Genomic DNA, 26,667 nt, shown 5'->3' on the forward strand with positions numbered 1-26,667 from the left:
TCCTATGATCAAAAGAATATTCACCCTCTGTTTGGGACTTTTGGCACTTTCTGCTTCGGCCCAAGAAGAAGTAGATCTTTCCTATTATCTGAGACCCGGATACAGTTATAATCCAGCTATTCCTACTCCTGCTGCGGTATTAGGCTTTGAAATTGGAGAATGGCATGTCAGTCATGACCAAGTGTATATGTACATGGAGAAATTGGCCGCAGCCTCTGATAGGGTCAACCTGGAAATTATCGGTAGGACCTATGAAAATAGGCCTTTGATGATGCTGACCATTAGCCATCCGGATAACCTGAACAGGCTGAATGCCATTAAATTTCAGCGGGCCCAGCTAAGAGACCCTTCCCAATCCGGGGAGGTAGATATAGAAAGTGCTCCAGTAGTTGCCTATATGGGCTATTCTGTTCATGGCAATGAGCCTAGCGGGGTCAATGCTTCCTTGCTTGCTGCATACCATTTTGCAGCAGCCAATGAGTTAGAGGAAGACTTACAAAATATAGTGATCCTGATAGAACCGGGGATCAATCCGGACGGGATCAATCGGTTTGCCTCCTGGGTAAATTCCAATAGAAGCATCCATATGAATGGAGATCCCTTGAACAGGGAACTGAATGAAGCATGGCCTCGGGGAAGAACCAATCATTACTGGTTTGACCTTAACCGAGATTGGCTACCTGTACAGCATCCGGAGTCCAGGGCCAGAATTGAGAAGATTCAGGAATGGAAACCTAATTTGGTTTTAGACTTTCATGAAATGGGGACGAATAGTACCTTTTTCTTTCAACCTGGAATCCCAAGCAGGAACCATCCCCTTACACCTAGGAAAAATTTTGAACTGACAGAGAAAGTAGCACAGTATCATGCGAAATATCTTGATGAAATAGGTTCTCTTTATTTTACACAGGAAAATTATGATGACTTCTACTATGGAAAAGGTTCTACCTATCCGGATGTCCAAGGGCAAATCGGGATTTTATTTGAACAGGCTTCTTCCAGGGGACATTTGCAGGAAAGTGTGAATGGGCCATTAAGCTTTCCATTTACCATCAGAAACCAGTTTACCGCCACGCTTTCTTCTTTTGAAGCGGCCGTGTCCATGAGAAAGGAGCTGAATACTTATATGAGGGATTTTTATCTCGATGCCAAAAAGGAAGCGGATAATGATACCAACAAGGCCTATATCTTTGGTACTCCAAATGACAAGGGAAGAACCAATCATTTGGCCGATATAATCCTCCAGCACGATATCAAAGTATATGGGCTCAAAGAGAATATCAATATCAATGGTGTTGACTTCAAGGCCAATCAGTCTTATATCGTTCCTCTTAACCAACCACAATACAGATTGATCAGGGGAATGTTTGAGACCAGAACTGAATTTCAGGACAGCTTATTTTATGACGTATCGGCCTGGACATTGCCGATGGCATTTGACATGCGTTTTATGACTGTCAATAGCAGGATCTTAAACCTGGCCAATGTGGAAGAGGTAAAAAGGGTGCCTCAGCATCCTGCAGGAGAACTAAAAGGAGCTGCTGGGGCATATGCTTATGCATTCGAATGGGGAGAATATTATGCCCCCAAGGCTTTATATCAATTGATGGAAAAGGGCTATAATCTAAGGGTCAGCCATAAAGAATTTGAGGAAGGCGCTGATAAGAAATTTAGCCGTGGGACGATTTTAATTGACAAAGGCCGCAAGCAAGTTACGGATCAGGACTTTTTTGAGGACCTGCAAGAGGTGGCCAGGCAAACAGGAATAGTCATCTCTGCTATCAATACAGGCTATACAGGGGGGATCAACTTGGGTTCACCAAGCATTTCTGTTTTGCAAAAGCCAGAAGTGGCATTATTGGTAGAAGATGGTGTTTCAAGTAGTGAAGCAGGTGAGATTTGGCATTTATTGGATCAAAGAATGGAAATGCCCATCACCCTTTTGCCCTCCAGCCTTTTTTCTAATGCCGATCTACAGCGATATAATGTGATCATCATGCCAAATGGCAATTATTCTGGAATCAACCAAGCTGGATCAGAATCCCTGAAAAGCTGGGTAAGAAATGGAGGAACCCTGATCGCCAGAGGAGCTGCCCTGAATTGGATCAACCAAAATAAAATAGGGGAGTTTAGTTTCAAAAATGAAACAGAAAAGGACAGTACCTTACAGAAGCGATATGCAGACATGGCCAATATCCAAGGTGCAAAAGTAACTGGTGGGGCGATCTTTAAAGTGAAATTGGACCTGACCCATCCCTTGGGCTATGGTTACCAAGATGAAAATCTCTTTACTTTTAGGAACAGTAATCAGTTTATGCTGCCTTCTGGCAATCCTTTTGCCAATCCTTTGATTTACACAGACAGCCCTTTGGCCAGTGGTTATGTTTATCCATTTAATTTGGAACAAATGAAAAACACCGCCATGATTCGCGTTTCGGCCAATGGAAAAGGAAAGGTCATAGGTTTTGTGGATAACCCTAATTTTAGGGCTTTCTGGTTTGGAACGAACAAACTCTTTTTGAATAGTATTTTCTTTGGAAGTACTATATCCAGTAGCTCTGCCAGATAATAGTTGGGCTAGGATTTTAGTTGAATAGTATCAATGGTTCTGTTTTAAATAATAATGTTGATAATTATATGATCATTCTCGGGTATCTTCATTTTCAGGTTATTTGGAGCTTTTAAGATGGAGATGATCGAGGGAGTGTAATTGGAAGATACAACTGGCACATGCACCAATGGAAGTTCAAAGATATTTGGACTTCCATTTTTTTACTTTTACTGAAGTTTTGATATTCCAAAAAGAGCTGTTTTTTCCCTTTTGATTTTGCTCATAAAAACGTAATTTGCGCCATAATTTTCGCTAAGCAAAGTAATGATTCAAAAGCTATTTCCCTTAGATAAAAACTACATCCTCAGACAGGCTCAGTCAAGCATGGAGGATAAGCTATTGGAAGTAATGGTGAGCGAACTTAAAATTTCTTACAAATCCCTTTACAATCCACTTGGCTTAGTAGAAAGTACTTACCAACAAATCCTGGAAACAGATACATTTCCGACAGACAGGATTAGGGTAATCTATCAGCAACTTTCAGGCATTTATAGGTTCAAATATGGTTCTAACCAACTGGAATTTCTGTTTGATGGTCGTAGTCATTTTGAGAAATACCAAGAAGACTGGCAGGAACATTTTGTGCTTTGGCTGAGAAAATTGGGCAGACACGAATCCTATGTGAAGTGCATGTTGAGAATGACTTTGCTATATGATACTGAAAATAGGGCTGAGTTTGCTGAAAACCGATGCAAAAGTTTTATCAACGAATTTTTTGATCTAAAGATCATCAAAAGAAAAGGTGAACTGAAACTGAAAATAGCCTGATATTGCTCCAATCAATTATTGAAGCAAATCCTTCACTATTAATTTCTTGTTCCTATTTGATCTCAAAGGATACAAATTGAAGATTGTAACCTTCTTCCAGGACCATTAATTCTGAAACCTGGGATCTAGGTGGGCCTACTTTCAGCCAAGCTTCCATTAATTTCAAAGGCTCCTCTTCTCCTTGGATGATGGCCAGGACTGATCCATCAGATTCATTTCGCACCCAGCCTTTTAAGCCGAGCTCCATTGCCTTGTCCTGTGTGGATTTTCTGAAAAAGACACCTTGAACTTTTCCTAAAACTTTGAATTTTTTGTACATGGATTTTAAAAATTTCTCTTTACACAAAGTTAAGAAAGATCAATTTCTTTCCCAGATGATTATTTGTAACTTAAATGAGGTGTAAGTTATCGGTGATTTAGCCTTTACCACGCATGGTAAAGTTGCGCAATGACGGATGGATGAAAGGATAGTATTTCTATGAGTAACTTGGGCGAGGACAGGTTTACCGGTAAACGGACAAAAGTCTACGCCATTCCAGTGAAGTTCCACTAGTTATAAATAAAACAGGTAGCATAGCAGATACAGCTTAAATGATTAACTTGAATTTTAAAAATTATGCTTTATGTGTATCCGTAAGAGTGCACGTAATAAAATATGACAATACGTGTCATTAAATTTCAAGGTATCAGGATAGTTGTTTTCTTGCATAAAAACAAGAAAAGCTATGAACCTTATAGAATTTACGGGCCATTTCCCAGATGAGGAAAGTTGTGAACAATACATCAAGAAATACCGTGAGAAAAGCGGTATACGGTGCAAAAACTGTGAGAAGATAACCCGACACTATTGGTTTGCCAACGGCAGGTTTTTCGAATGCAGCAGTTGTCGGAGACGTTCTTCTCTTAAATCAGGGACGGTAATGGAAAACAGCAAGCTTCCGCTCCGTATCTGGCTGTTGGCCATGCTGTTTATGTCGGCGACCAAGAAAGGGTTTTCCTGCCTTGAGCTCCAGCGGCAACTGGGGCTTAGCCGATATGAGACCACTTTCCGTCTGATGCACAGGATACGGTCAGCCATGGGACAACGAGATGAGCTTTATATCCTCAGTGACATGATTGAATATGACGAGTGTTATATGGAAACCGTACAGGAGAACCAGATCTTGGGTCAGCTTAAACGTGGAAAAGGCAGCCAGAAACAGACCGCAGTAGCGGTGGCGGCCGAATCGGTACCCTTGGAAGACCTGGATTCCGGGCAGAAAACAAAGCGCTGTGGCTATTTCAAAATGAGGGTCATGGACAAAGTGGACTGCGAGAGTGTCAATGCCTTTATCCGGGCCAATACCGTAGGGGATGTGGTACTGTTTACAGACAAGAACACGGCCTACTCGAAAATAGAGGAAGTGGTGGCCACCCATTTGGCCGTTCCATCGGGAAAGGAGTCCGTAAACGACACCTTAAAATGGGTACACAAAGCAATCAGTAATCTTAAAAGAACCCTGTTGGGGGTATATCACATGATAACTTATAAATATTTACAGAACTATTTAAATGAGTTTGTTTACAGATTGAACCGAAGATATTTTGGCAAAGGACTCTTTGAAAGGCTCGTTATTGCGGGCACTTACCCATACGTGCAGTAAAACGGATACACATATTATGCTTTTTGTAAACTAGCCGCGTAGCTATCTTGTTATCTCTTCTGTATGAAAGGATTTAGATTTACCAAATACACCCCGAATAAGGATCCCAACAAAAGCACCTTTGAAAACCTCTTGGAGATTTTTCTTCAGCTGATTACCATGACTGGAGGAGATGTTGCAGAGGCTTTGAGTTGGCTAAGCAACTTGGACAACCGCTATGGACTTACCAATCCCGGTTATGGCATAGGTGATTTTATAGATGACCTTAAGGACAAAGGATATTTGACTGAGGAAAACCAAAAAGGAGAATTCAAAATCACGGGCAAATCAGAACAGCAGATCAGGAAAAGCGCCCTTGAAGAGATTTTTGGAAAACTCAAAAGAGGTAATAGGGGCCAACATCGCACTACCCACTCTGGCCAAGGAGAGGAGCGGGGTACAGATAGAAGACCTTTTCAGTTTGGTGATAATTTGGAGCAAATTGCCCTGACCGACTCTCTGAGAAATGCCCAAGCAAATCATGGTTTTGGCGGTGACTTTCTTTTGACAGAGGATGATTTGGAAGTGACCGAGAATGAATACCGTACCCAGACCAGCACGGTTTTGATGATCGATATTTCCCACTCGATGATCTTGTACGGGGAAGATAGGATTACCCCGGCCAAAAAGGTAGCGATGGCATTGGCTGAGCTGATAAAAACACGCTACCCTAAAGACACCCTTGATATTATTGTTTTTGGAAATGATGCCTGGCAGATAGATATCAAGGATCTGCCCTATTTGCAGGTTGGCCCATACCATACCAATACCGTGGCCGGACTGCAATTGGCCATGGATTTATTGAGAAGGAGGAAGAATCCCAATAAACAGATTTTTATGATCACGGATGGTAAACCCACCTGTCTGAAAGTAGGTATCAAATATTATAAAAACAGTTTTGGCATCGACAGCAAGATTTTGAACGAAACCCTAAAGCTTGCCGCCCAATGTCGTAAACTCAAAGTCCCTGTAACTACCTTTATGATTGCTTCAGATCCCTACCTAAAGGAGTTTGTGCAGGAATTCACCAAGGTAAATAATGGCAATGCATACTATAGCAGCCTAAAGGGATTGGGACATTTGATTTTTGAAGATTATAGACGTAACCGAACAAAACGCTTTTGAGCATGACATATCAGCAATTGACCAACAACGATTTATTGAAAATAAAGACCTTAGGAGAACTAAAGGCTGCCGGCTATCAGGCCCGATCTATCAAAGAAGAACTCCGGCAAAACCTGATCAGAAAGATCAAAGCAAAGGAAAATGTTTTTGAGGGCATTTGGGGCTATGAGGATACCGTGATTCCTGATATAGAACGGGCTATACTTTCCAGACACAATATCAATTTTCTCGGATTGAGGGGGCAGGCCAAGACCCGGATTGCCCGGCAGATGACCTTGTTATTGGACGAGTATATTCCAGTGGTAGCAGGATCGGAACTTAATGATGATCCCTTGCAACCTTTGACAAGTTATGCCAAAGATTTGATCAAAGAAAAAGGGGACGATACCCCCATAGCCTGGTGGCACCGGGAAGAAAGGTATACCGAAAAGCTGGCCACACCAGATGTATCTGTTGCAGATCTTATTGGAGATGTGGACCCTATTAAGGCGGCTACGATGAAGCTTTCTTATAGTGATGAGCGAGTGATCCATTATGGTTTGGTTCCTCGATCCCACCGTTCGATTTTTGTGATCAATGAATTGCCTGATCTGCAGGCCAGGATTCAGGTAGCGCTTTTCAATATCCTACAGGAAGGAGATATACAGATCCGGGGTTTTAAGCTCAGGCTTCCATTGGATATCCAGTTTGTGTTCACCGCTAACCCTGAAGATTATACCAATAGGGGAAGTATTGTCACTCCCTTAAAAGACCGGATAGAATCCCAGATCATTACCCATTATCCCAAAAATATTGAAATAGGAAAACAAATTACCGGGCAAGAAGCAAAGCTTCATGGGAAACCAATTGAGCAGATCCATGTACCTGAATTAATGAAAGACCTGATAGAGCAGGTGGCGGTGGAAGCCAGGCATAGCGAATATGTGGATGAGAAAAGCGGGGTATCCGCCAGGTTGACTATTACAGCTTTTGAGAATCTGATTTCAGCAGCAGAAAGGAGATTATACCTCAACAGGGAAAATAATACAGTCACTAGGATCGCAGATCTGATCGGTATCATTCCATCCATTACCGGTAAGGTAGAATTGGTTTATGAAGGTGAGCAAGAGGGAGCTGGACTGGTAGCTTATAACCTAATAGGAAAAGCCATAAGGACATTATTTGCTTCGAAATTTCCCACTCCAGAACAGAAGAAAAAAGATAAAGAGGGCAATCCCTATGTATTGCCACTATCTTGGTTTGGAGAAGGCAATCATTTGGATATCTTGGCCTCGCAAAACGATAAGGAGTATAAAAATGCCTTGCACCAAGTGCCTGGGCTTGAAAAGATCACTACAGATTTTGTACAGTCAATGCCGGAAATGGAGAAGGAATTCTATATGGAATTTGCGCTACATGGCTTGGCAGAATACAGTCAGCTGAGTAAGAAGCTGCTGGACACTGGCATGCAGTTCAAAGACTTATTTAGCAGCATGTTTGACATGGGGGCTCCTGAAGAGGGAGATTTCGATGAAGATGATTTGAATTAGGAATTGCATCTTTGGATAGTTTTCTGCAAGGATAAAATAATCAGCGCTTCAAGAAGACTGATGACATCTTGCTTTTGGCTAAATAACCTTGATTCATAAAAATAAGTGATTTGATTTAGTGTACTGTTGACTGTTTCACTATTCCATATTATAACACTGGGAATCTCATCACTGTGTTGGTGGATCTTGGAGGCCAGGTGTAATAGCGCTTTATTAGGGGGTGATATTAATGATAATTTGCATAATGAACCAACGAAAGAATAGCTCGTTGCCTTTTTATAGGAAATCAAATAAATGGTTGTTCGTTTCTCATTTGGATTTTACTTTAGTTATATTTACTGACTATCTGGTACTTTTTTCTTAGGCTAGGAAAACCAAAATATTCAGCAATATTAAGTGGTGAATACCAATAGAAAATTTACAATATTTGGTCGATGGAAATATATTTCAAATGCATAGATCATTTAACTCGGATTATGCATTAGCAATCGTAGTGAGGGCTGAAAATGCAAGAAAATCAGGCTGTTTGGAGACTGAGGCATAGCACCGCTATGGTGAACCTGTCTTCCGCCAGGTAGAGTCGAAAACAGGCAGCAAAGCGTCTGATTTTAAAGTATTTTCAGTCCGTAATACTTGTGCGCCGCGGCGTAGATAAGCTAATGCATATTTCGGGTTTAATTGAACTATAAATGCGTCAACATAAACCTTTATTAAAATGATCAAGAAAATACTTTTGGGACTCATTGCAGCGCTCATAATAATCCAGTTTATTAGACCTGAGAAAAATATTTCAAATGCCCAGCCTGCTCCGATGAGTGCGGAGTATGCCATACCGGAAAATGTGCAGGGCATTTTGAACAAGGCTTGTACTGACTGTCACTCCAATACAACCGAATATCCTTGGTATTCCAATATTCAACCTGTGTCCTGGTGGCTGGATGGCCATATTAAGGATGGGAAGAGACACTTGAACTTTGATGATTTTACCACCTTGCCGATAGCGCGACAAAATCACAAATTGGAAGAAATCATCGAGGTAATAGAAGAGGGGGAAATGCCACTAAAATCCTATACAGCCCTTGGCTTACATAGTGAAGCCCAACTTAGTGAAGCGGAAAAAAATACATTGATGAGTTGGGCCAAGGAACAAATGGACATGCTAAAGGAAAATTATCCGGCAGACAGTTTGGTCATGAAAAGAAGGCCAAGACCGCAAGAGGAAAATCATTGATCCTATACGGGGCTTATCTAAGCCAAGGGATAATTCATATGTGAAAGCTATGGTTGTGCGGTATGCAGCAGGGCCATAGCTTTCTTTTCTTATGTCATAGGTTTTCCCTTTGATTTCTTCTTCCTGTTCATGATAGCTGGAGATATTGACTATCTTTTTTTCAAAAGTTCTAGATAAAGGTCTTCTACCTTTTCCCTGGCCCAAGGTGTTCTTCTTAAAAACTTCAGGCTGCTTTTGATACTGGGATCATTGATGAAACAGTTAATCCTGATTTTCCTGCTGAGATTCTCCCAGCCATAATAATTGACCAAAACAGTTACTATCTCCTCGAGCTTTACCCCATGCAAAGGGTTGTTGGGTTGTTCTTCCATTGAATAGCGATATTTTACTAATTTATAAAGATACTTGAATTACCTTTGTCCCATGAAACTTTCAAGCACAAATCAAAAAGCAATTCTGGAAAATCTGGGCATTTCTGCGCTTAACGAAATGCAAAAAGCTACTCTTGAAGCTACTGAGAAGCATCAAAATGTAATGCTTCTTGCTCCTACCGGTAGTGGAAAAACCTTAGCTTATCTCCTAAGCATGCTTCCTAAATTGCAAGAAAAAGAAGGTGTTCAGGCCTTGATTTTGGCCCCCACCAGAGAACTGGTACTACAGATTGAAAGTGTCTTGAAACAGATGAAATTACCCCTGAAAGTGAATGCTTGCTACGGAGGTCATTTGTTTAGCATAGAAAGGAAAAACTTTTCTGTCCCACCAACTATTTTGGTAGGGACACCGGGGCGAATTAAAGATCATTTGGAAAGAGGGACTTTTAATCCCGAGCACATCACTGAGCTTGTTTTTGATGAATTTGACAAATCGCTAGAGCTGGGTTTTACAGGTCAGATGCGCTATATCGCAGGGCAGCTTTACCAAGTGAAAAATAAGATACTGGTTTCGGCAACCAATGCCATTGATTTACCCTATTATTTGGATTTTGATGAGCATTATACGGTAGAAGCAGCGGTGGAGAAAAAGCCTGATATTACTGTGAAGCAGCTGATTTGTCCCAGAGGTGAAAAACTTGAAGGACTCTTAAAGCTGATAAAAAGCCTAAATGCAGGTCAAAACGTTATTGTTTTTGCTAATCACCGGGATGCTTGTGATCGTATAGGGGAGTTTTTGGAGCAACATCGGGTCATTTTTTCCTTATTCAGAGGAGGTTTAGAGCAAGATGAAAGGGAATCCCAACTGACCAAATTCAGAAACGGCAGTGCCCAGGTTTTGATTGCTACGGATATTGCTTCCAGGGGGATTGATATTCCTGATTTGGATTATGTGGTACATTTTCAGATTCCTCCACAGGAAACCACCTTTGTTCACCGAAATGGTAGGACTGCCAGGATGAAAGCGACAGGTACCAGTGTTCTGCTAATGACGGAAACGGACTATTTGCCCAAATATCTAGGGTATAAACCGGAGGAATTGCTTTTGGAAGAAGCAGAAAAAAATGTCCAGCCGGCATTTGCCACCTTGCATATCAATAAAGGGAAAAAACATAAAGTCAATAAAATAGATTTAGTAGGTTTTTTCCTTCAATTTGACTTCATGACAAAAGAGGACCTTGGCCTCATTGAAGTAAAGGATTTCTTTTCATATGTGGCCGTAAGCAGGGCAAAATACAAGCAGGCCATTGAAGCTGCTAAGAACCAAAAAATAAAGCGTAAAGCCATCAAAGTGACCTTGGCCAAGTAGGAAAGGAATCAATAGCTATTACCAAAAAATGGAGAGAAGGTATAGAAAATGTACCGATCTGCTCCGAAAAACAGGTGATTTCCTAAGTGAAGGCTTTTATGTATATTCGCTTTTCAAAACTTTATATATCCATACCCCATGAGTCAACTTGTAATTAACAGTTTCGAAGAATTCGAAAAATATATCGGTCAACCATTAGGAATCTCTGACTACCATAAGATCACCCAGGATCAAATTAATAAATTCGCGGATGCTACCCTTGACCATCAGTGGATCCATACTGATCCAGAGAAAGCAAAGGTGGAAGGAGCTTTTGGTAATACCATTGCCCATGGATATTTGACCTTGTCTTTGGTGCCTTTTTTATGGGAGCAAATTGTTCAGGTGAATAACTTGAAAATGTTGGTCAACTATGGTATAGAGTCCTTGCGCTTTGCCCAGCCAGTAGTAGTGGACAGTGAAGTGAGACTGCATGCCAAATTGGCCAATATCACCAACTTGAGAGGAACGGTAAAGACTGAAATGGAAATCAAACTGGAGATCAAAGACCAAAAGAAACCGGCTTTTACAGGTAAATTGGTCTTTCTCTATCATTTCAAATAAAATGTAAGTGGATTTTGATCCTTAATGGGCACAGTTTAAAAAGGATCAGGCTAAAAGTTGGAGATCAAGCAATATTTCTCGGGTGAATAATTTCAAACTTAAATTTTTGTTTTCCCTTGTCAGATTAAGCGTAGTTGAATTAATCAACCTGCCTAGATAGTCAATTGCTTAAAAGGATGAACGCAGATGTATTATAAATAAGCATATCCGTGTTCATCTTTATCCATCTATGGTTATAAATAGCCCATATCAAAGCTAAAATAGACTGCCCCCAGCTTTTCGGCTTGGTCCATGAAAAATGCTGTACCTTTTTTAAAGGGATAAAAAAATAGCCTCCAGGAGAGGCTACTTTTTTGTTGTTAAACCAAAATAAAGTCTTTCAATAAATTATGTTTTGCTCATTTTTTTAGTCTTATGGCACAGGGAAGGATTAATCCAGTCGGTTTCTTTCTTCTGTGCTACCGCTTCTGCTAGAAACCTTAAAGTTTTCACCTTTGGAGAATTTCCACCTTAGTGTCAAACGAAGGGATTGCTGACTATTGTATTGCCGGATTTCCGTATTGATATCGCCAAAGTTGATCTTTCCCCTGAAGCCAGCTGTTCTGAACAGGTCATTCCCGTTTAAGGTTAGGGCAAAGGTATCATCCTTGAAGGTTTTGGTGATCCCCGCGTCTACCCAGCCAAAGCCCTTGGCTTCCAATTGCCCCTCGAGGAATGGACTAATGTACATTCCGACCAGCTCCACTTTAAAGCCCTTGGGCAAGGTGACATTATGTTGGCTTCTGACATTATAAGAAAACTGCGATACATCCAGAAAATCATCCCCCAATTGCGACTGATAGGTTTTGTAAGAAAGCTGTAGCATATTGCTGGTGCTGTACCATTCTGCAATTTCCACCGGCAGCATCATTCTCAACCCGAAGTCTTCCGATTTGTCAAAGTTCTGCATTTGAAGGGTTGTTTTGCGGCTTTCTTCATCTTGGGTCATGACCTGTCCAAATGCATTGGTGGTCTTGGAATAGGCCATGGTAAATTGATATGCTCCCTTTATGACATGGCTCATCTCAAAATTATTGGCATACTGAGGTTTTAAATTGGGGTTTCCCTGCTCGGTCGTCAATGGATCTATATAGAACACAAAGGGATTCAAAAGCCTATAATTGGGTCTGGTGATCCTTCTGTTGATATTATAGGTGATTTGATATTTATCCGAGATCTTATGCTGTAAATAGGCACTTGGAAATAAGTTGACATATTCCTGCTTATTTATCTTGTTCAGAGTGACCGAGTTCCCAGTGATATCTGAATATTCCAGCCTTAGTCCTGCTTGAAAATCTAACTTTTCACTTAGAGGAGCTTTTACTGAGGTGTAAGCCGCCAAGACATTTTCATTATAGATAAAATGGTTGCTATTTGCATCTGGTTCAAAAGGTCCCTCTTCTTCACTTCTGGAGATTTCTAGGATATTATTTGATTCCACCCAGCTGCCTTTTAAGCCTGCTTCGAATTTGGTCTTTTCTCCTAGTGGTTTGGTGAAATCAGTTTTGGCCGTGAAGATATTGTAATTCATCGTATTATCGGTCAATATCCTGTCCATAGTGCCTGCTTCTGTAGCATCATTCACCCAATAATCATTGTTCAGTAGGCTTAAAGATCCACCATCCACCGTGGTGTAATCGATATCAGCACTTAACTTGGTCCCCAATGTGTCCAGATTACCTATATAGTGAAAGTTGCCAAAAAACCTTCTATTATCGTTATCTGCATCATTGATGGCATTGAGATGATTGATATCGTTGTTTTCAGGGCTTGAAATATCGGTCAAGGAGTTTCCATTATTATATCCATTATAATCGGAGGCCTGAAGGTTTATCCCTACTGTATGTTTTTCGTTGACTTGATAATCTGCTCCTCCTGTGAAATAGACACTTTTACCACCAAGGCCCAACAGGGCATCCTGGTCAAATACCGATTCTCCTTCTGCCAATTGGAATCTCCTTAAGATACTCAGGTCGATATCGCGTACCCAGGAACTGTAATTGAGGCTGCTGTTAGTAGTCCATTTGCCACGTTTGATATTGAGGCTTGCCCCTGCAAAGGGAGCATTTCTGCCATTATAATAATTGCCCACCTGTATGCTGCCGTTAGTGCCATTATAATCATTCTTCTTTAGTTTGATATTCAGTACGCCTGCAGCCCCTTCTGCATCGTATTTGGCAGGTGGGTTATTGATAACTTCGATGCTTTTGATATTGTCAGCAGGCATGGCCCTTAAAAAATCCGCCAGCTCAGTAGAGCTCATATAGGTCTGACGGTCGTCTAATAAGACGATCACCCCTGAGCGGCCATTAAGATTGATATTGCCGTCACCATCCACATATACGCCAGGGGATCTGCCCAATACCTCCAAGGCATTGCTGCCTTCTGCCATCACCGTACCCTCTATATTGACTACTGTCCTGTCCGCTTCTATGATCACTTCAGGTCGGCTGCTTCTTACTTCCACCTCATCCAGGGCCGTAGCTTCTTCTTCCAGCTGGATTACACCGAAATCCTTGTTCATGCCTTTGTTCAGTTTAAAAGGAGTGGATTGGTAAGCTCTGAATCCAATAGTGGAAACATTCAACACGGCCATTCCTTCGCCGGAATTTACTGTTAATGAAAACCTACCATTATCGTCAGAGACAACCCCGGAAATAAGTGTTCCCGTCTCATGATCCAATAGGGAAATATTGGCAAAAGGCATCACCTTTCCCTGGCTATCGACTACCTGCCCGCTCAGTGCGCCTGTTTTTTGTGAAAATGCCACCCCTGAGCTAAAAAGATAGGCAATTAGAATAAGTGAGATTTGGTAAAAGATTTTCATGATATGCTGGTTCATTTTATTTAAGCATCCTCTTGAAAATGTAGTGCCAAAAGGGATAAACCCCTTTATATTGCCTCCAAAGGCCGTTTTACTGCTTTTATATCAATAGTACCTGTATCGATTCCGAACACTTTTACCGTACGTTTATGAAATGGACAGTAAGGTCTTATGGTATTATCCGATTAGGAAGAGGCTTGTGTTATGAAAAATGAGTAAGGTCATTCAGGCTGTTCGGACTGTTCTGGATTTGTAATCCTGAACCTGAAATAGCGGAGGATTTAAAATCCTCCTTGATATCTATTCGGGATTACAAATCCCGAATAGCAAAAAAGTTGGAACTGAAGGATATGAACAAAAAAAAGTCCCCGACCCAAAAATATGGACCGAGGACTATATCAGCTAATTTTAGTCTTTGGCGGCTAATTATTTAGCTGCAGCGTATCTTTTGCTTACTTCTTCCCAGTTAACCACATCCCAGAAAGCAGAGATATAATCAGGTCTTCTGTTTTGGTAGTTCAAATAATAAGCATGTTCCCAAACATCCAATCCAAGGATAGGAGTACCAGGACACTCAGCTACATCCATCACTGGGTTGTCTTGGTTTGGAGAAGAACATACACAAAGTTCTTTTTTAGTATCTACACACAACCAAGCCCATCCTGAGCCGAATCTAGTAGCGGCAGCTTTGTTGAACTCTTCTTTGAAAGCGTCAAATGAACCGAACTTGGCATCGATAGCTGCTGCCAATTCACCTGTAGGAGCTCCTCCGCCATTAGGAGAAAGGATCGTCCAGAAAAGTGAGTGGTTATAGTGGCCACCACCATTATTTCTTACTGCTGCATTTGAGCCAGCTACTTTCATCAACTCTTCAAGGCTCTTACCTTCAAGGTCTGTACCGGCAATGGCATCGTTCAATTTAGCTACATAAGCATTGTGGTGCTTTCCGTGGTGAATTTCCATTGTTTTAGCATCGATACTTGGTTCCAATGCATTGACATCATAAGGTAGTTTTGGTAACTCAAAAGCCATTGTTTATAAAATTTTATAGTTTAACATGAAATAATAATTCTTATTAAATTCTTACTCAACAAACCAAGATCAATCAAAAATGGTTCTATAAATTGCTTTAAACTGCTATTTCCTCAACTTTTTGAAAAAAGCATCCAGTAATGCTTTGGACTCTTCCCCCATTAAACCACTTGAAATCTTGGTTTTAGGATGCAGCACTTGCTCTGATAACCTTCCAAAGCCTCTCTTCGGATCTGATGCAGCAAAATGAATGCCGCCAAGTTGTGCCCAAAAACTGGCTCCTGCACACATGACACAGGGTTCTAAGGTAACAAAAAGCTCACACTCGGTGAGGTATTTAGCCCCCAATGCATCTGAAGCGGCTGTAATGGCCAGCACCTCTGCATGGGCCGTTACATCTGTGAGTTTTTCCGTTTGGTTATAGGCCCGGGCGATGATCCTGTTCCTACAAACGATAACGGCACCTACTGGTATTTCATTATCTTCATAAGCCAACTTGGCCTGTTTAAGGGCCTCGTTCATAAAATATTCAGGGGAATACAATTCCATCATTGATAATTTAATCGATGAATTTAAGGTAATTTTACTTAGAGACAAAACCCCAAATGCCACTATAGAAACAAAAGCTTAATTATGAGGCAAAAAAAAAGCGGCAAGTGCCGCTTTCTATGATTTAGAAAATCAAATCGAATATTTCTTTTCGAACGCCTTCATTGATGATCAAGGCCAGAATCAGGGATACCAATAAACCGATACTGGCTTTTAGGATATCACTGCTGGCCATCTTATAGGCCCTGAATAACCGGGCTTTTCTTTTCTTCAGTTTTTTGGACTTGGCAAGTGCAATGGCAATCTCTCTACCTCCCAAAAGGCCTATAAATACCCATGTGGTACTCATGGGCATCTTGCTGTACATTTTGAAATAAAACAAGAGTATACAGTAGATAAAGTCCACTATGGTGGCGGCCCTTACATCAGTTACTTTTGACTTTTCATTCACTATACCTTGGATCCTATCTCCTTTGAAATAGAAAAGGAATCCTAATCCAAAGAAAATAAAGCCGGCGTAGGCGATAAACTCATATATATTCAGTGCCCTGGGAAGGAATACTGCGATATTTGCCGCGTCCTGCATTAACCACAGTGACCACAGGGTACCTGAGGTGATCCATTGTAGGACATACCAGTAATTTTTGGCCTTACCTTTAAGGTAGTTGGTCACCAGCTTCTCCAGAGCAAACCAAAAGAATATCGCAATAACAAAAGCCAGTAAATAGCCCACCAAACTTTTTTGGACTACACCTACTATGGTTCCCGCTTTATAGGTGAATACATTGAGCAGCAAGAATGTCGTAGAAACCGGCATCCTCATTCTGGTCATGACCATAAGGACAATAGGGGCTGCCAATTGCAGAAAAACGAATTTCTCAGGAGCCTTGTCCAAGCCCTTGACATAAAGTCGCTGGTAACTCACATCTCCTCCATAGTTGACCCAACTGTAAACGGCAGTAGCGACGAATATCCCGCCCATAAAGAGCCAGAGCCAATACCATTTTTTCCTTTGGTTGGAGGCAATAAAAGTCCCAATGGTCTGAATACTGTCATTACCGATGGCAGAGTAGGCTGCCAAGGTAAACCCAAACCACATGGCTGCATAGGTATACTGGGTGATAAAACCCGCTATGGATACCAAAATACAGAGTACAAGAAGGAAGGATTTTTCTTTTTTTGTAAAATCAAAAAGTGAATAGGCCGCTTTAGAAAGTGCGTCCTGATTGATGTTTTGATCTTTAAGCTTAGCCATAGATTTGTTTTTGGCGGTTTTTATTATTAGGCCACAAAGTTAATTAAGTTTAATCGAGATAATATTAATAAATTGTTAACTTCATCTATTGTCCCTATTAAACTACCATTACGTTTTACAATATGCTTTTTAATATTATTTTTACAAAACGAATAACACAAAAAAGCACTTAATCACGAATAAAATATTGGGGTAATTGTCAGGGATTTACCCGGTTCAAGCATATTGTTAACATAAGCTTCATACACTATCTCAAATTATATTTAGCTTAGACTTAATTTTGTGGATTGGATTAATAAGAACGTATAGGAGGAGACATTAAAATTAAATGGCGGAGACCTTAGAACAAAAATTATCTTCAAAGCGGTTGTTCATGGGAATGCAAATATTGATTGCATTGGTCCTGTTCATGCTCTCCATTGATCTCCTAACGGTCTCTTTGCTGCACCTTAATAATGAAGTGGCCAACAAAATTTTTATGGCCACTAATAATCCATTTGTAGGGCTTTTTATAGGTTTGCTGATGACAGCCCTCATCCAGTCCAGCAGCACCGTTACTGCCATGGTCGTAGCAGTGGTCGCCGCTGGAAATCTCAGTATCATGCAGGCGGTGCCTCTAGTGATGGGCGCCAATATAGGTACCACGATTACTTCTACTTTGGTTTCTTTTACCTTTATCATGAAAAAAGGGGAATTCAGAAAGGCCATTTCAGCAGGGGTGCTCCACGATATATTTAATATTATTACGGTGATTATTCTGTTGCCACTGGAATATTATTTTGGCTTTTTAAGCCAAATTGCCAGCATGGTTTCCATTAATGTCTTTAGTGACGGTCATATATTACATAACCGATTTTCCTATAATGTGATATTCACGCGCCCATTGTCCAATTATCTGGTGGATCTGGTGAGTCTCCCGGTAGTTTCATTGATCATCAGCGTGTTGCTGATATTTTTATCCATTAAATTACTCTCATCTTCAGTCTATAAGACCTTCCTTTCCAAGGATTTCAAACAAGTCAGTAAGCATATCTTTAAAAGCCCTTACAGAGGTTTTCTTTACGGAATGTTTTTTACCGCAGCCGTTCAGTCCAGTACGGTGACCACCTGCTTATTGGTGCCCGCTGTAGCAACAAAAAAGGTGGGATTGGGGAAATCTTTTCCCTTTATACTTGGTGCCAATATAGGAACGACCATTACTGCGGGGATTGCTGCAATGTTTAAAAATGAAGCTGCCATTGCCATTGCGCTGGTACATTTTCTGATCAATTTCTTCGGAACCTTGATATTCCTGCCTTTTCCTGCCTTGAGAAATATTCCGGTTAAAATGGCCATTTATTTTGGTAGGCAGGCGGCCAAGAGGAAGATCATAGGCATAGCCTATATTTTGATGGCTTTCTTTGTTATACCATTTTTATTGATCTATTTCAATAAAGATGATGATGTTAGGGATCTGGATATCAATGATCAGGAGACAGTTATACAGCTGAAAAAAATGCCCGAAGATACAATCAAATAATTTTTTCAGCTTCCCATTCTTGAATGATTGATAAACCAGAACTGCTACCAATGCGGTCAGCACCGGCTGCAATCATAGTCTTGGCCTGCATATAAGTCTTTATGCCTCCGCTTGCCTTGATCCCAACATTACTGGGCAAAACGCTTCGCATCAACTGAATATCTTCTTCCTTGGCTCCAGAGGAAGCATAACCGGTAGAGGTCTTTATAAAGTCCACCCCGGCATCACTGCCGATTTTGCAAGCTTCGATAATTTCCTGTTGGCTCAAATAGGCAGTTTCTATAATGACTTTCAAGATGTTCCCCTGTTCGTGGCAAAGACTTGAAAGTTTGGCCAGTTCTATTTTTGGCCAATTCATCCCGGATTTATAGGCGGAAAGGGACCAAACCACATCAATTTCATCAGCACCGTCTTTGATGGCCTTTTCGGTCTCAAAGACCTTGGTTTCTGTCATTTGGTAGCCCAGTGGAAAGCCCACTACGGTTACTACCTGTATATCCAGGTCCTGTAGTTCCCGCTTTACCTTTTTTACCCAAAAAGGGGGAACACATACCCCAAGAAATTCATGGGTTCGTGCTTGCTGGATCAGCTGATTAATGTCGTGCTCGCTCAACTTGGGGCTTAGTTGGGTATGTTCAATATATCTTTTGATATCAAGCATGGTCCGAGGGAATCTCTTTTACAAAATCTTGTAGATAACTGAATTTTTCAGTCAACTCACCATTTTTTGTAATGGAAGCATCATCGATTAAATCCTGTTCTTCATCAGCTAATAATACGGGAACTACATGGCGCATCAATTGGGCACCAAAATCCGCTGAAGCATCCCTGGGCAATTCGCAGGGGAGGTTGTCAATGGCCATTACTGAGATGCTGTGCTGTGATCCAAAAGCAGGCAGTTCTTGCAAGCTCAATCTATCGATATCATATACCGGATCAGCGATGGTGCTCGGTCTGATGGTGGTGGGCACGGAGCCATTAATATCGCAGGTGATGTCAGCAATGACAGATAGGTTGAATTCCTCTTTGGGTACATCTGACAGCTCAAATAATCTAGGTGCTTTAGGATCCCAATAGGCAGCAGCGAATAAAATCTCACTTACTTCTGCGTACTTAAAAAAGTGACTTTCATATTTCTCAGCTTGGGTATAAAATTCCTGTTTTTCATAGCCACCATCGGTTTTTCTTCGATTATAATCCTCCATGGCCAGTTGGGCAAATACAGGTTCTTCATAATAATTATTGATCAGTTCTTTTGGACTCACTTCCCTAATCCCAGCCACGAGTAGAATTTCCTTTACGCCATTGCCCACACGGCCATTGCCTGTGATGACCATTTTGATAGGGGGCAATTGAATGTGCTTTAGCTCGGTATGGAGTTCTTCCAGATCAAAGCAATCCTTGGCCCTTTTCAAATCAAACAGGCCTGTTTTTTTTCCATAGGTCCAAAGGCCATTATAGCCACCTACTATCCCCGCCCAGCGGCCAAAGGCAACCACTCTCTCCTCTCCTTGGCGCAGAACCTCATAATCGATCAATTGAATGTTTTTTCTTAAAATAGTTTGTAATAATGTGCGGTTATAGGCTTGGGCCTTGATGGTGTGCGAAAAGAAAAAATAGGTTTTTCCGCCTATCAAATCAGCTATAGGGACTTCTTTTACCCCCATAAGCACATCACAATCGGAGACATCCTCGACGATGTGGACACCTTCTACCTCATATTCTTCATCTGTAAATGCCCTGATATTACTGGATTGGACGACAAATGAAGCTTTTCCTTTATATTTTTGGTTCAATGCGCTTACTTGTTGGGGACTAAAGGGGACACGCCTATCACTAGGAATTTTACCTTCTTTGATCAAAGCTATTTTCATAAGCGGGTTAATTTTTGGATATTCGCATGGCTATTTTCCAGTTCAAAATAATTAAAAGTGAGGCTTGGCCTACTTATCATAATATAGAAAGAATTTACCAATTTCCATGGAAGTAGCTTGGTATAAATCCATCTTCAAAAATGAAAGAACTTATCCTATACGCTGTGCTTTTCCTGTTATTGTTCGGACATGCCATCATGGCCTCCATGATGTATATCACTGTACATAAGGATGAGGAATTGAGCTTTAATGAAAAGAATCAATGGAAATTAAAAGCCCTGGTTTTTCCTGCATACTTCTGGGGCAAATATAAAAAATACAAGGGCTAAAAATAAAGAAGCTGCCTCATAAACCTCTGTCATTGCGATTCTTGGGATACTGAGCTTGTCGAAGTACACCAAGGAGAAGCAATCTCGTTATACGTGCAATGAGATCACATCGAGATCACTTCGCTTTGCTACCATTGACAGTGACCTGAATCAAAGTCATCCTGACAAAGGAAGGATCTCTTTTCCTAATCGTTACTGGAAGAGATGCTTCCTATCGTCAGCATGACATCGATTTGAAGCTCACGTCATACAACTCTTTTATATTTGATAAAATGTTGATCTCTCGTGATGACGGACTTATTTAGTTATGAGGCAGCTTCTAAAAATATGCGGTGTTAATTTTGCTTAGTTTTTCACCAACTGTATGCTGGCCAAAATCTTGATTTGGTCGCCTACTACCACGCTTCCTGCTTCGGTAACGGCATTCCAGGTAAGTCCAAATTCTTTTCTGCTGATCTTGCCCTCTAGCTCAAAACCTGCCTTGGTATTGCCATAAGGGTCATCTGCTACACCTCCGAAATCAACGGCCAATTCCACTGGTTTTGTGGTGTCTTTGATGGTAAGGTCGCCCTTCAGGACATAGTCGCCTCCATTCTTTACCAATACGCCATTAGCGAATTTTAACTTTGGGTATTGCTCGGCATTGAAGAAATCACCGGATTTCAAGTGGGCATCTCTGTCAGATTGGTTGGTGTCTATACTGTCGATATCTGCAGTAAAACCAACATTTGCGCCATCAAAATCTTCAGCAGCTACTTCTGCTTCGCCTTCAAACTTTTTGAATTTTCCTGTCACTGTAGAAATCACCAAATGTTTCGCTTTGAAATTGATTTCTGAATGGGTAGGGTCGATAGTCCATTTTGTAGTACTCATAACTTTTACGGTTTTTATTGTTTTATGAAATTTAATTTTTAAGGTATACACATTGCTTGTATATACATGTATTGGTTTAAATTTTTTTATCCCCTTAACTTATCCAATAAGTCATTGAGAAGATTGACCTCTTCATCGTTAAGGTTAATGACTTTTTTGTTCAGCTGTTGGATCTCATTATCGAGTTTATCCAATAGCGCCAGGCCTTCCTCAGTAATATGGATGTCCACCTGTCTTCTGTCATTGGGACATTCTTTCCTGCTGACAAATCCCTTTTGCTTTAACTTCTCCACCAAACGGGAAGCATTGGACATTTTATTCAGCATCCGATCCTGTATGGAGGAAACGGTCATCGGATCTGGCTGATATCCCCTGAGAATCCTTAAGACATTATATTGTTCGGGAGATATTCCAAAAGGCTTAAATAACTTCACCTGCTGCGTTACAATATAACTTTGAGTATAAAGCAGGTTAACTACTGCCTTGTTCATAGGGCTTTTGAATGACTTCTGCTGTATGGCCTCTTCGAGCTTCATGTAAACTTTTTGTTGCTGTATTTAATGTATATACATTTAATTGACGATAAAGGTTTCATGTTCTGCGATTTTTTTAAAAATAATTACGGATAAGACTCTAGCGTGCTGCTTTAGGATACCTTATTAGTCACATTTTTTTGCCAGGCTGATTGATCAAATTGGCCGTAGACAGGCTTTCGCAGAAGGGTTTTGTTCATCACTTTGGACACCTTTCTCCAGGCAGTTAGATCTGATTAATCTCCGGTATTGGAACAGGATAAGAGCATAGCCCTTATGGGGTTTTTGCTATGAAAAATGGGTTCAAAAGATTTTCCTTATTATAGACCAGACTTTTATTTTCTGGGAATTTTAAAATATCCGCTCCCAAAGACAGCAAAATCCCATGTGCTGCTGCAGTGTCCCATTCCATAGTAGGGGCAAAGCGGGGGTATAGTTGGGCTTTATCTTCTGCCAACAGCATGAACTTCAGGGAGCTTCCCATACTTATAATATCGACATTGGGGTAGTCTTTCATGAACTTTTTGGTTGTCTCGCTTTGATGGGACAAGCTCACCACAATGGCTTTTATGGCTGTACCGTTTTTGGCCTTTAGTTGATATGGTGCCTGTTGTCCCTCTTGCTTCCAGGTCCCTTCATTACTGTTACCCCAGTACATCCAATCCAAAACCGGAGCATAGAGCACACCCATTATAGGTTTGTCTTTGTGGATCAAGGCTATATTTACTGTAAATTCTCCATTCCTCTTGACAAATTCCTTTGTTCCATCCAGAGGGTCCACCAACCAAAAATATTCCCAACGTTTACGTTCTTCATAAGGGACCTTCCTTCCTTCTTCAGACAGTATTGGGAGCCCTGTATGCTTGAGCTCTTGGATGATCTCCTCATGTGCCGCTTTATCTGCCTCCGTGAGTGGTGAGTCGTCAGCTTTGTATTCCAGACCAAAATCGCTCGATTGGTATACCTTCATGATTGAAGTCCCTGCAGCTCTTGCGGCCATTACAGCCGTTTGGGTAAGTTGTTCGATATTGATGTTCATGGATTAACTTCTCAAAATCTCCATTGGCGGCTTATTGATAATGTTCTTGCCATTTAGCCAACCCAATAAGACAGTGATGGCTGTGATCAGCACATAGATGATGCCCGCTTCCTTCCAGGCCCATTGTACAGGAAATTCAAATATCCATATATTTAACATGGCGGTGGCCAAAAATGAAAGCAAAATACCACTCAGTGAAGCCAAACTTCCCAAAAAGAAGTATTCTAGGGTGTTGATGGTCCTGACCACAGGCGAACTTGCACCCAGGGTCCTCAAGAGAATGCTTTCCCGCATTCTTTGGTATTTGCTGATAATCAATGAACTCACCAAGACCAAAATACCTGTGATAATGCTAAACAAGGCCATGAACTGAATGACAAAACTGATCTTGCCCAAAATCTCCTCAAAGGTGTCTACGATTAATCCCAGGTTGATCACAGAAATATTGGGGAAGGCCTTTACGATCTTGTTCTGTACTTGCGCGGCCTGTTTGTCTGTTGCTGATTTGGTAATAATGACATGGAATTTAGGGGCTTTTTCCAAGACATTTTCCGGAAACAAAACCAGAAAATTGGTAGAAACCTGCCTGAAATTGACTTCTCTGAAACTGCCTACATAGGTTTTGATGGGCCTGCCCTGAACATTGAAAACAATTTCGTCCCCGATTTCTATCCCCGTTCTTCCTGCATAGCCCTTGTCAAAGGAAATGAAAATACTGTCCTTAGGTGATTTAACCTGATGCAATTCCCCTTCGACCAAGGTCTCCGATTTTATCAGGCTATCCCTGTAGGTGACCCTGAACTCTCTATTATAAAGCCCCCTGGATCTCTTTTTCTCATCCGCCAGTGCTGCATTTTCGCTTTTGTCTATGCCATTGATGGACTCCAGCCTCATGGTGACAATGGGTACTTCCTGCATGACCGGTAGGCCTTCTTTCAAAACCGATTGCTTTACCTCTTCCACCTGCGAAGATTGAATATCAAAGAAGAGCATATTGGGTTGGTCTTCCTTATCGGCAAATTTTACCTGGTCCAGCAATTGATTTTGGACAAAGAACAGGGTGGAGATCATGGCAGTGCCCAGGCCAATAGTAGCGATCAGGGAAATGGTTTGGTTGTTGGGCCTGTATAGATTGGCCAGTGATTGGCGGACAGGATAATTCAAGGAAAGTGGCAAGAACCTTCTGATCAGCCACATGATTCCAGTGCCCACAAACCATAAGGAGGCAAAGGCCAATACTACAAAACCAGTAAAGCCTAAGGCTTCCCTCCAGCCATCCAACAGGTAAAAACTAAAGGAAAATATAAATACACCTATGGCCACCATAACTAACCAGCGCCAAGGGTCCTTGCTGAATTTTACAGCATCCTCATCGGTTCGCAAAGTCATCATTGGAGGGACTTTCCTTATTTTTAGCAAGGGTAGAAAAGCAAATAGAACCGAGATAAACAATCCTGTGATAATGCCAAAAGCCACTGCTCTCCATGAGACAGCTACGCTGACATCTACCGGTAAAAAATCACTGAATACTTGGGGCAGGATAAATTGAATCAAACTGCCCAATAATGCTCCCAGTAATGAACCTGCCAAGCCCATCAATTTGATTTGGCTTAGGTAAATCAAAAAAGTGTCCATGGAGGAGACACCCAAACAGCGTAACACGGCTACGGAAGCCAGTTTTTCTTTCACAAAAACATTGACCGCACTGGCTACTCCTACACATCCCAGCAATAGGGCAACAAAGGCCACCAGGCTCAGGAAATCAGATAGATTGGCAAATGACCTTCCGGTAGATCTCTTTTGGTCTTCTACCGTGTCCGCATCCACATGGTCTTCCTCCCAGGCTTCGTCATAGGCTTTGATCATCTCATCAACATTTGTTCCTTGATCAAAACGGTAATACCGCTGGTAATTCACCCTGCTGCCATACTGGATCAAACCGGTCTCATCAGCATATTTCATCGGGATATATACAATTGGGGCGACGGTAGCGGTTATCCCAGTTTGGCCTGGGGCACTCAATAAGGAACCAGCTATCACAAACTTGACTTTGCCCACTTTGATGCTGTCTCCTACGGAAGCATTGAATTGCTCCATGAGGATTTTCTCTACCAAAGCTTTGGGCTGTCCATCTCTGAAATCCTGTGCCGCTGATAATGGGGCTGTTTCCAAAGTGCCGTAAAAAGGAAAGTCTCCTTCTAGCGCCCTGATCTGAACCAGTCTGCTCTCATCGGATTTGGTAAAGGATACCATGCTGGCAAAATTGATTTCCTCGGCCAGCTCATTGGCCATGGTGTCCAATTCCTGCTCTCCAAGCGGTTTGTTGTTTTCCAGAACAAGGTCCGCTCCCAACAGCTCCCTGGCTTGGTTGTCAATGTCCTTGGACAAGTTATCTCCAAAAGAGCTGATGGCTACCAAGGCAGCAATCCCGATGACAATGGAAGAAATAAAAAGTAGGAGTTTGCCTTTGTTCTTTCGAAAATCCCTAAAGGCCATTTTAAGAATCCATTCGAATCTATGCATGTTGACTTTCTTGAATTTTTCCTCCTTTGATATGAATGATTTTATGGGTCTTGGCGGCTAGCTCCGTGTCATGGGTCACCATGATCAGGGTGGTACCAGAGGCCCTATTGAGATCAAAAATCAAATTTTCTATCATTTCCCCTGTTTCTGTGTCCAGATTACCTGTAGGCTCATCGGCAAATAGTATCTTGGGTTCATTGGCAAAGGCCCGGGCTATGGAAACCCGCTGTTGTTCTCCACCTGATAATTGACTTGGATAATGGGTGGCCCTGTCCTTAAGTCCTACTTTTTCCAATAATTCCAAAGCCTTGTCCTTGGCATCTTTTCTCTTTTTTAATTCCAATGGCACCATCACGTTTTCCAAGGCTGTCAAAGTAGGGAGTAATTGGAAGTTTTGGAAAATAAAGCCTATTTCCTGGCTTCTCACTGCAGCTCTTTCATCTTCTGTCATTCCGTCCAGTTGATGCCCGTTTAAGCTAATGCTCCCCTCGCTGGCACTGTCCAGGCCGGCACACAATCCCAAAAGGGTGGTCTTCCCACTTCCAGAAGGTCCCACAATGGCCACACTGTCCCCCGCAGCAACGCTCATATTGATATCGTCCAGTACGGTTAGTTTTCTGGAACCACTTTGGTAGATCTTACTTACATTTTTAACAGAAAGTATGCTCATACATTTTAGTTATAGATAAAACAGGAAATAATTTTGGTCTCCTTTTTGATTTTATATTCTTTGGCCAAAATAACCATCAAAATATAGGGCCTAAATAGAAAATTAATCAATTTTGAATGGGCTAGATGGTCTTCCCGGTAGTGATGAATTGCTTTCATCATTGGTATCCAATAAGGCGCCATGGACTATTTTCTGTTCAACAAGGTGAAAATAGCCTTGAATGATGGGGCAGCACAAAGCCTATTTATAGGAAACCGGGCAGGCTATTCTAACGTCAATAAGTTATTAAATCGTAATTTAGGAACAATAAGTTTCATAA

Annotated in this window: 23 protein-coding genes; 10 read left to right on the top strand and 13 right to left on the bottom strand. The window is 41.4% G+C overall.

Features of this window, described 5'->3' with window-relative positions:
• Positions 1–4 precede the first annotated feature (4 nt).
• The gene (locus tag KZP23_RS07905) at positions 5–2,569 is read left to right on the top strand and encodes a M14 family metallopeptidase (RefSeq protein WP_226335621.1); all 2,565 of its coding nucleotides are present in this window, start codon (positions 5–7) and stop codon (positions 2,567–2,569) included.
• Between the two features lie 306 nt (positions 2,570–2,875).
• Positions 2,876–3,379, top strand: a complete 504-nt coding sequence (locus KZP23_RS07910; protein WP_226335623.1) for a hypothetical protein — start codon at positions 2,876–2,878, stop codon at positions 3,377–3,379.
• A gap of 52 nt (positions 3,380–3,431) precedes the next feature.
• Here the strand turns inward: KZP23_RS07910 and KZP23_RS07915 are convergent, their stop codons facing one another.
• Complete coding sequence (locus KZP23_RS07915) at positions 3,432–3,698, bottom strand: acylphosphatase (protein WP_226335625.1); 267 nt, start codon at positions 3,696–3,698, stop codon at positions 3,432–3,434.
• Between the two features lie 406 nt (positions 3,699–4,104).
• On the opposite strand from KZP23_RS07915, the gene KZP23_RS07920 reads away from it, so the two are divergent.
• The 4 genes from KZP23_RS07920 (at position 4,105) to KZP23_RS07935 (ending at position 8,946) form a co-directional block, all read left to right on the top strand.
• On the top strand, positions 4,105–5,022 hold the full coding sequence (locus KZP23_RS07920; RefSeq protein ID WP_226332547.1) for an IS1595 family transposase: 918 nt from the start codon (positions 4,105–4,107) through the stop codon (positions 5,020–5,022).
• A gap of 63 nt (positions 5,023–5,085) precedes the next feature.
• Positions 5,086–6,186 carry a vWA domain-containing protein gene (locus KZP23_RS07925; protein ID WP_226335626.1) on the top strand — a complete coding sequence of 367 codons (1,101 nt, stop codon included), beginning with the start codon at positions 5,086–5,088 and terminating at the stop codon, positions 6,184–6,186.
• 2 nt (positions 6,187–6,188) lie between these two features.
• Entirely contained in the window at positions 6,189–7,715 is a 1,527-nt protein-coding gene (locus tag KZP23_RS07930) for a P-loop NTPase family protein (protein WP_226335627.1), read from the top strand.
• 715 nt (positions 7,716–8,430) lie between these two features.
• Complete coding sequence (locus KZP23_RS07935) at positions 8,431–8,946, top strand: heme-binding domain-containing protein (protein WP_226335628.1); 516 nt, start codon at positions 8,431–8,433, stop codon at positions 8,944–8,946.
• A gap of 149 nt (positions 8,947–9,095) precedes the next feature.
• On the opposite strand, the gene KZP23_RS07940 is transcribed toward KZP23_RS07935, so the two are convergent.
• Complete coding sequence (locus KZP23_RS07940) at positions 9,096–9,317, bottom strand: VF530 family protein (protein WP_226335630.1); 222 nt, start codon at positions 9,315–9,317, stop codon at positions 9,096–9,098.
• 52 nt (positions 9,318–9,369) lie between these two features.
• On the opposite strand from KZP23_RS07940, the gene KZP23_RS07945 reads away from it, so the two are divergent.
• Together KZP23_RS07945 and KZP23_RS07950 are read left to right on the top strand one after the other, a co-directional pair.
• Positions 9,370–10,686 carry a DEAD/DEAH box helicase gene (locus tag KZP23_RS07945; protein ID WP_226335631.1) on the top strand — a complete coding sequence of 439 codons (1,317 nt, stop codon included), beginning with the start codon at positions 9,370–9,372 and terminating at the stop codon, positions 10,684–10,686.
• A 138-nt stretch (positions 10,687–10,824) separates the two neighbouring features.
• Positions 10,825–11,289: a MaoC family dehydratase gene (locus KZP23_RS07950; RefSeq protein WP_226335633.1), complete on the top strand. Its 465-nt coding sequence runs from the start codon at positions 10,825–10,827 to the stop codon at positions 11,287–11,289.
• Positions 11,290–11,719: 430 nt separating this feature from the next.
• On the opposite strand, the gene KZP23_RS07955 is transcribed toward KZP23_RS07950, so the two are convergent.
• From KZP23_RS07955 to KZP23_RS07970, 4 genes are all read right to left on the bottom strand, one after another.
• Positions 11,720–14,155 (bottom strand): TonB-dependent receptor domain-containing protein, encoded by a 2,436-nt coding sequence (locus KZP23_RS07955; protein ID WP_226335635.1) that lies wholly within the window; start codon positions 14,153–14,155, stop codon positions 11,720–11,722.
• Between the two features lie 423 nt (positions 14,156–14,578).
• Positions 14,579–15,184, bottom strand: a complete 606-nt coding sequence (locus KZP23_RS07960; protein WP_226335636.1) for a superoxide dismutase — start codon at positions 15,182–15,184, stop codon at positions 14,579–14,581.
• A gap of 105 nt (positions 15,185–15,289) precedes the next feature.
• Entirely contained in the window at positions 15,290–15,733 is a 444-nt protein-coding gene (locus KZP23_RS07965; protein ID WP_226336502.1) for a nucleoside deaminase, read from the bottom strand.
• A 124-nt stretch (positions 15,734–15,857) separates the two neighbouring features.
• Complete coding sequence (locus tag KZP23_RS07970) at positions 15,858–16,988, bottom strand: hypothetical protein (protein WP_226335637.1); 1,131 nt, start codon at positions 16,986–16,988, stop codon at positions 15,858–15,860.
• A 373-nt stretch (positions 16,989–17,361) separates the two neighbouring features.
• Between KZP23_RS07970 and KZP23_RS07975 the strand changes: the two genes are divergently transcribed.
• Entirely contained in the window at positions 17,362–18,507 is a 1,146-nt protein-coding gene (locus KZP23_RS07975; protein WP_226335638.1) for a Na/Pi symporter, read from the top strand.
• Here the strand turns inward: KZP23_RS07975 and deoC are convergent.
• Together deoC and KZP23_RS07985 are read right to left on the bottom strand one after the other, a co-directional pair.
• Positions 18,500–19,168: a deoxyribose-phosphate aldolase gene (gene deoC, locus KZP23_RS07980; protein ID WP_226335640.1), complete on the bottom strand. Its 669-nt coding sequence runs from the start codon at positions 19,166–19,168 to the stop codon at positions 18,500–18,502. The genes KZP23_RS07975 and deoC overlap by 8 nt on opposite strands.
• Positions 19,161–20,381: an NAD(P)-dependent oxidoreductase gene (locus tag KZP23_RS07985; protein ID WP_226335642.1), complete on the bottom strand. Its 1,221-nt coding sequence runs from the start codon at positions 20,379–20,381 to the stop codon at positions 19,161–19,163. The genes deoC and KZP23_RS07985 overlap by 8 nt, the downstream gene beginning before the upstream one ends.
• Before the next feature lie 140 nt (positions 20,382–20,521).
• Between KZP23_RS07985 and KZP23_RS07990 the strand changes: the two genes are divergently transcribed.
• Positions 20,522–20,710, top strand: a complete 189-nt coding sequence (locus KZP23_RS07990) for a hypothetical protein (RefSeq protein WP_226335643.1) — start codon at positions 20,522–20,524, stop codon at positions 20,708–20,710.
• A gap of 345 nt (positions 20,711–21,055) precedes the next feature.
• Here the strand turns inward: KZP23_RS07990 and KZP23_RS07995 are convergent, their stop codons facing one another.
• The 5 genes from KZP23_RS07995 to KZP23_RS08015 form a co-directional block, all read right to left on the bottom strand.
• Positions 21,056–21,583, bottom strand: a complete 528-nt coding sequence (locus tag KZP23_RS07995) for a YceI family protein (protein ID WP_226335645.1) — start codon at positions 21,581–21,583, stop codon at positions 21,056–21,058.
• Between the two features lie 86 nt (positions 21,584–21,669).
• Positions 21,670–22,119, bottom strand: a complete 450-nt coding sequence (locus KZP23_RS08000; RefSeq protein WP_226335647.1) for a MarR family transcriptional regulator — start codon at positions 22,117–22,119, stop codon at positions 21,670–21,672.
• 271 nt (positions 22,120–22,390) lie between these two features.
• Positions 22,391–23,155, bottom strand: a complete 765-nt coding sequence (cysQ, locus tag KZP23_RS08005; protein ID WP_226335648.1) for a 3'(2'),5'-bisphosphate nucleotidase CysQ — start codon at positions 23,153–23,155, stop codon at positions 22,391–22,393.
• Positions 23,156–23,158: 3 nt separating this feature from the next.
• Positions 23,159–25,678 (bottom strand): ABC transporter permease, encoded by a 2,520-nt coding sequence (locus tag KZP23_RS08010; RefSeq protein WP_226335649.1) that lies wholly within the window; start codon positions 25,676–25,678, stop codon positions 23,159–23,161.
• Positions 25,671–26,348 (bottom strand): ABC transporter ATP-binding protein, encoded by a 678-nt coding sequence (locus tag KZP23_RS08015; protein WP_226335651.1) that lies wholly within the window; start codon positions 26,346–26,348, stop codon positions 25,671–25,673. Before KZP23_RS08015 ends, KZP23_RS08010 begins: the two co-directional genes overlap by 8 nt.
• Positions 26,349–26,667 lie beyond the last annotated feature (319 nt).

Source organism: Echinicola marina, assembly GCF_020463795.1.
GTDB classification, from domain to species: domain Bacteria; phylum Bacteroidota; class Bacteroidia; order Cytophagales; family Cyclobacteriaceae; genus Echinicola; species Echinicola marina.

Bases quoted from the DNA above. Each gene is read 5' to 3' on its own strand.
- KZP23_RS07905 (WP_226335621.1), top strand. From the start codon at position 5: ATGATCAAAAGAATATTCACCCTCTGTTTGGGACTTTTGGCACTTTCT.
- KZP23_RS07910 (WP_226335623.1), top strand. From the start codon at position 2,876: ATGATTCAAAAGCTATTTCCCTTAGATAAAAACTACATCCTCAGACAG.
- KZP23_RS07915 (WP_226335625.1), bottom strand. From the start codon at position 3,698: ATGTACAAAAAATTCAAAGTTTTAGGAAAAGTTCAAGGTGTCTTTTTC.
- KZP23_RS07920 (WP_226332547.1), top strand. From the start codon at position 4,105: ATGAACCTTATAGAATTTACGGGCCATTTCCCAGATGAGGAAAGTTGT.
- KZP23_RS07925 (WP_226335626.1), top strand. From the start codon at position 5,086: ATGAAAGGATTTAGATTTACCAAATACACCCCGAATAAGGATCCCAAC.
- KZP23_RS07930 (WP_226335627.1), top strand. From the start codon at position 6,189: ATGACATATCAGCAATTGACCAACAACGATTTATTGAAAATAAAGACC.
- KZP23_RS07935 (WP_226335628.1), top strand. From the start codon at position 8,431: ATGATCAAGAAAATACTTTTGGGACTCATTGCAGCGCTCATAATAATC.
- KZP23_RS07940 (WP_226335630.1), bottom strand. From the start codon at position 9,317: ATGGAAGAACAACCCAACAACCCTTTGCATGGGGTAAAGCTCGAGGAG.
- KZP23_RS07945 (WP_226335631.1), top strand. From the start codon at position 9,370: ATGAAACTTTCAAGCACAAATCAAAAAGCAATTCTGGAAAATCTGGGC.
- KZP23_RS07950 (WP_226335633.1), top strand. From the start codon at position 10,825: ATGAGTCAACTTGTAATTAACAGTTTCGAAGAATTCGAAAAATATATC.
- KZP23_RS07955 (WP_226335635.1), bottom strand. From the start codon at position 14,155: ATGAAAATCTTTTACCAAATCTCACTTATTCTAATTGCCTATCTTTTT.
- KZP23_RS07960 (WP_226335636.1), bottom strand. From the start codon at position 15,184: ATGGCTTTTGAGTTACCAAAACTACCTTATGATGTCAATGCATTGGAA.
- KZP23_RS07965 (WP_226336502.1), bottom strand. From the start codon at position 15,733: ATGGAATTGTATTCCCCTGAATATTTTATGAACGAGGCCCTTAAACAG.
- KZP23_RS07970 (WP_226335637.1), bottom strand. From the start codon at position 16,988: ATGGCTAAGCTTAAAGATCAAAACATCAATCAGGACGCACTTTCTAAA.
- KZP23_RS07975 (WP_226335638.1), top strand. From the start codon at position 17,362: ATGGGAATGCAAATATTGATTGCATTGGTCCTGTTCATGCTCTCCATT.
- deoC (WP_226335640.1), bottom strand. From the start codon at position 19,168: ATGCTTGATATCAAAAGATATATTGAACATACCCAACTAAGCCCCAAG.
- KZP23_RS07985 (WP_226335642.1), bottom strand. From the start codon at position 20,381: ATGAAAATAGCTTTGATCAAAGAAGGTAAAATTCCTAGTGATAGGCGT.
- KZP23_RS07990 (WP_226335643.1), top strand. From the start codon at position 20,522: ATGAAAGAACTTATCCTATACGCTGTGCTTTTCCTGTTATTGTTCGGA.
- KZP23_RS07995 (WP_226335645.1), bottom strand. From the start codon at position 21,583: ATGAGTACTACAAAATGGACTATCGACCCTACCCATTCAGAAATCAAT.
- KZP23_RS08000 (WP_226335647.1), bottom strand. From the start codon at position 22,119: ATGAAGCTCGAAGAGGCCATACAGCAGAAGTCATTCAAAAGCCCTATG.
- cysQ (WP_226335648.1), bottom strand. From the start codon at position 23,155: ATGAACATCAATATCGAACAACTTACCCAAACGGCTGTAATGGCCGCA.
- KZP23_RS08010 (WP_226335649.1), bottom strand. From the start codon at position 25,678: ATGCATAGATTCGAATGGATTCTTAAAATGGCCTTTAGGGATTTTCGA.
- KZP23_RS08015 (WP_226335651.1), bottom strand. From the start codon at position 26,348: ATGAGCATACTTTCTGTTAAAAATGTAAGTAAGATCTACCAAAGTGGT.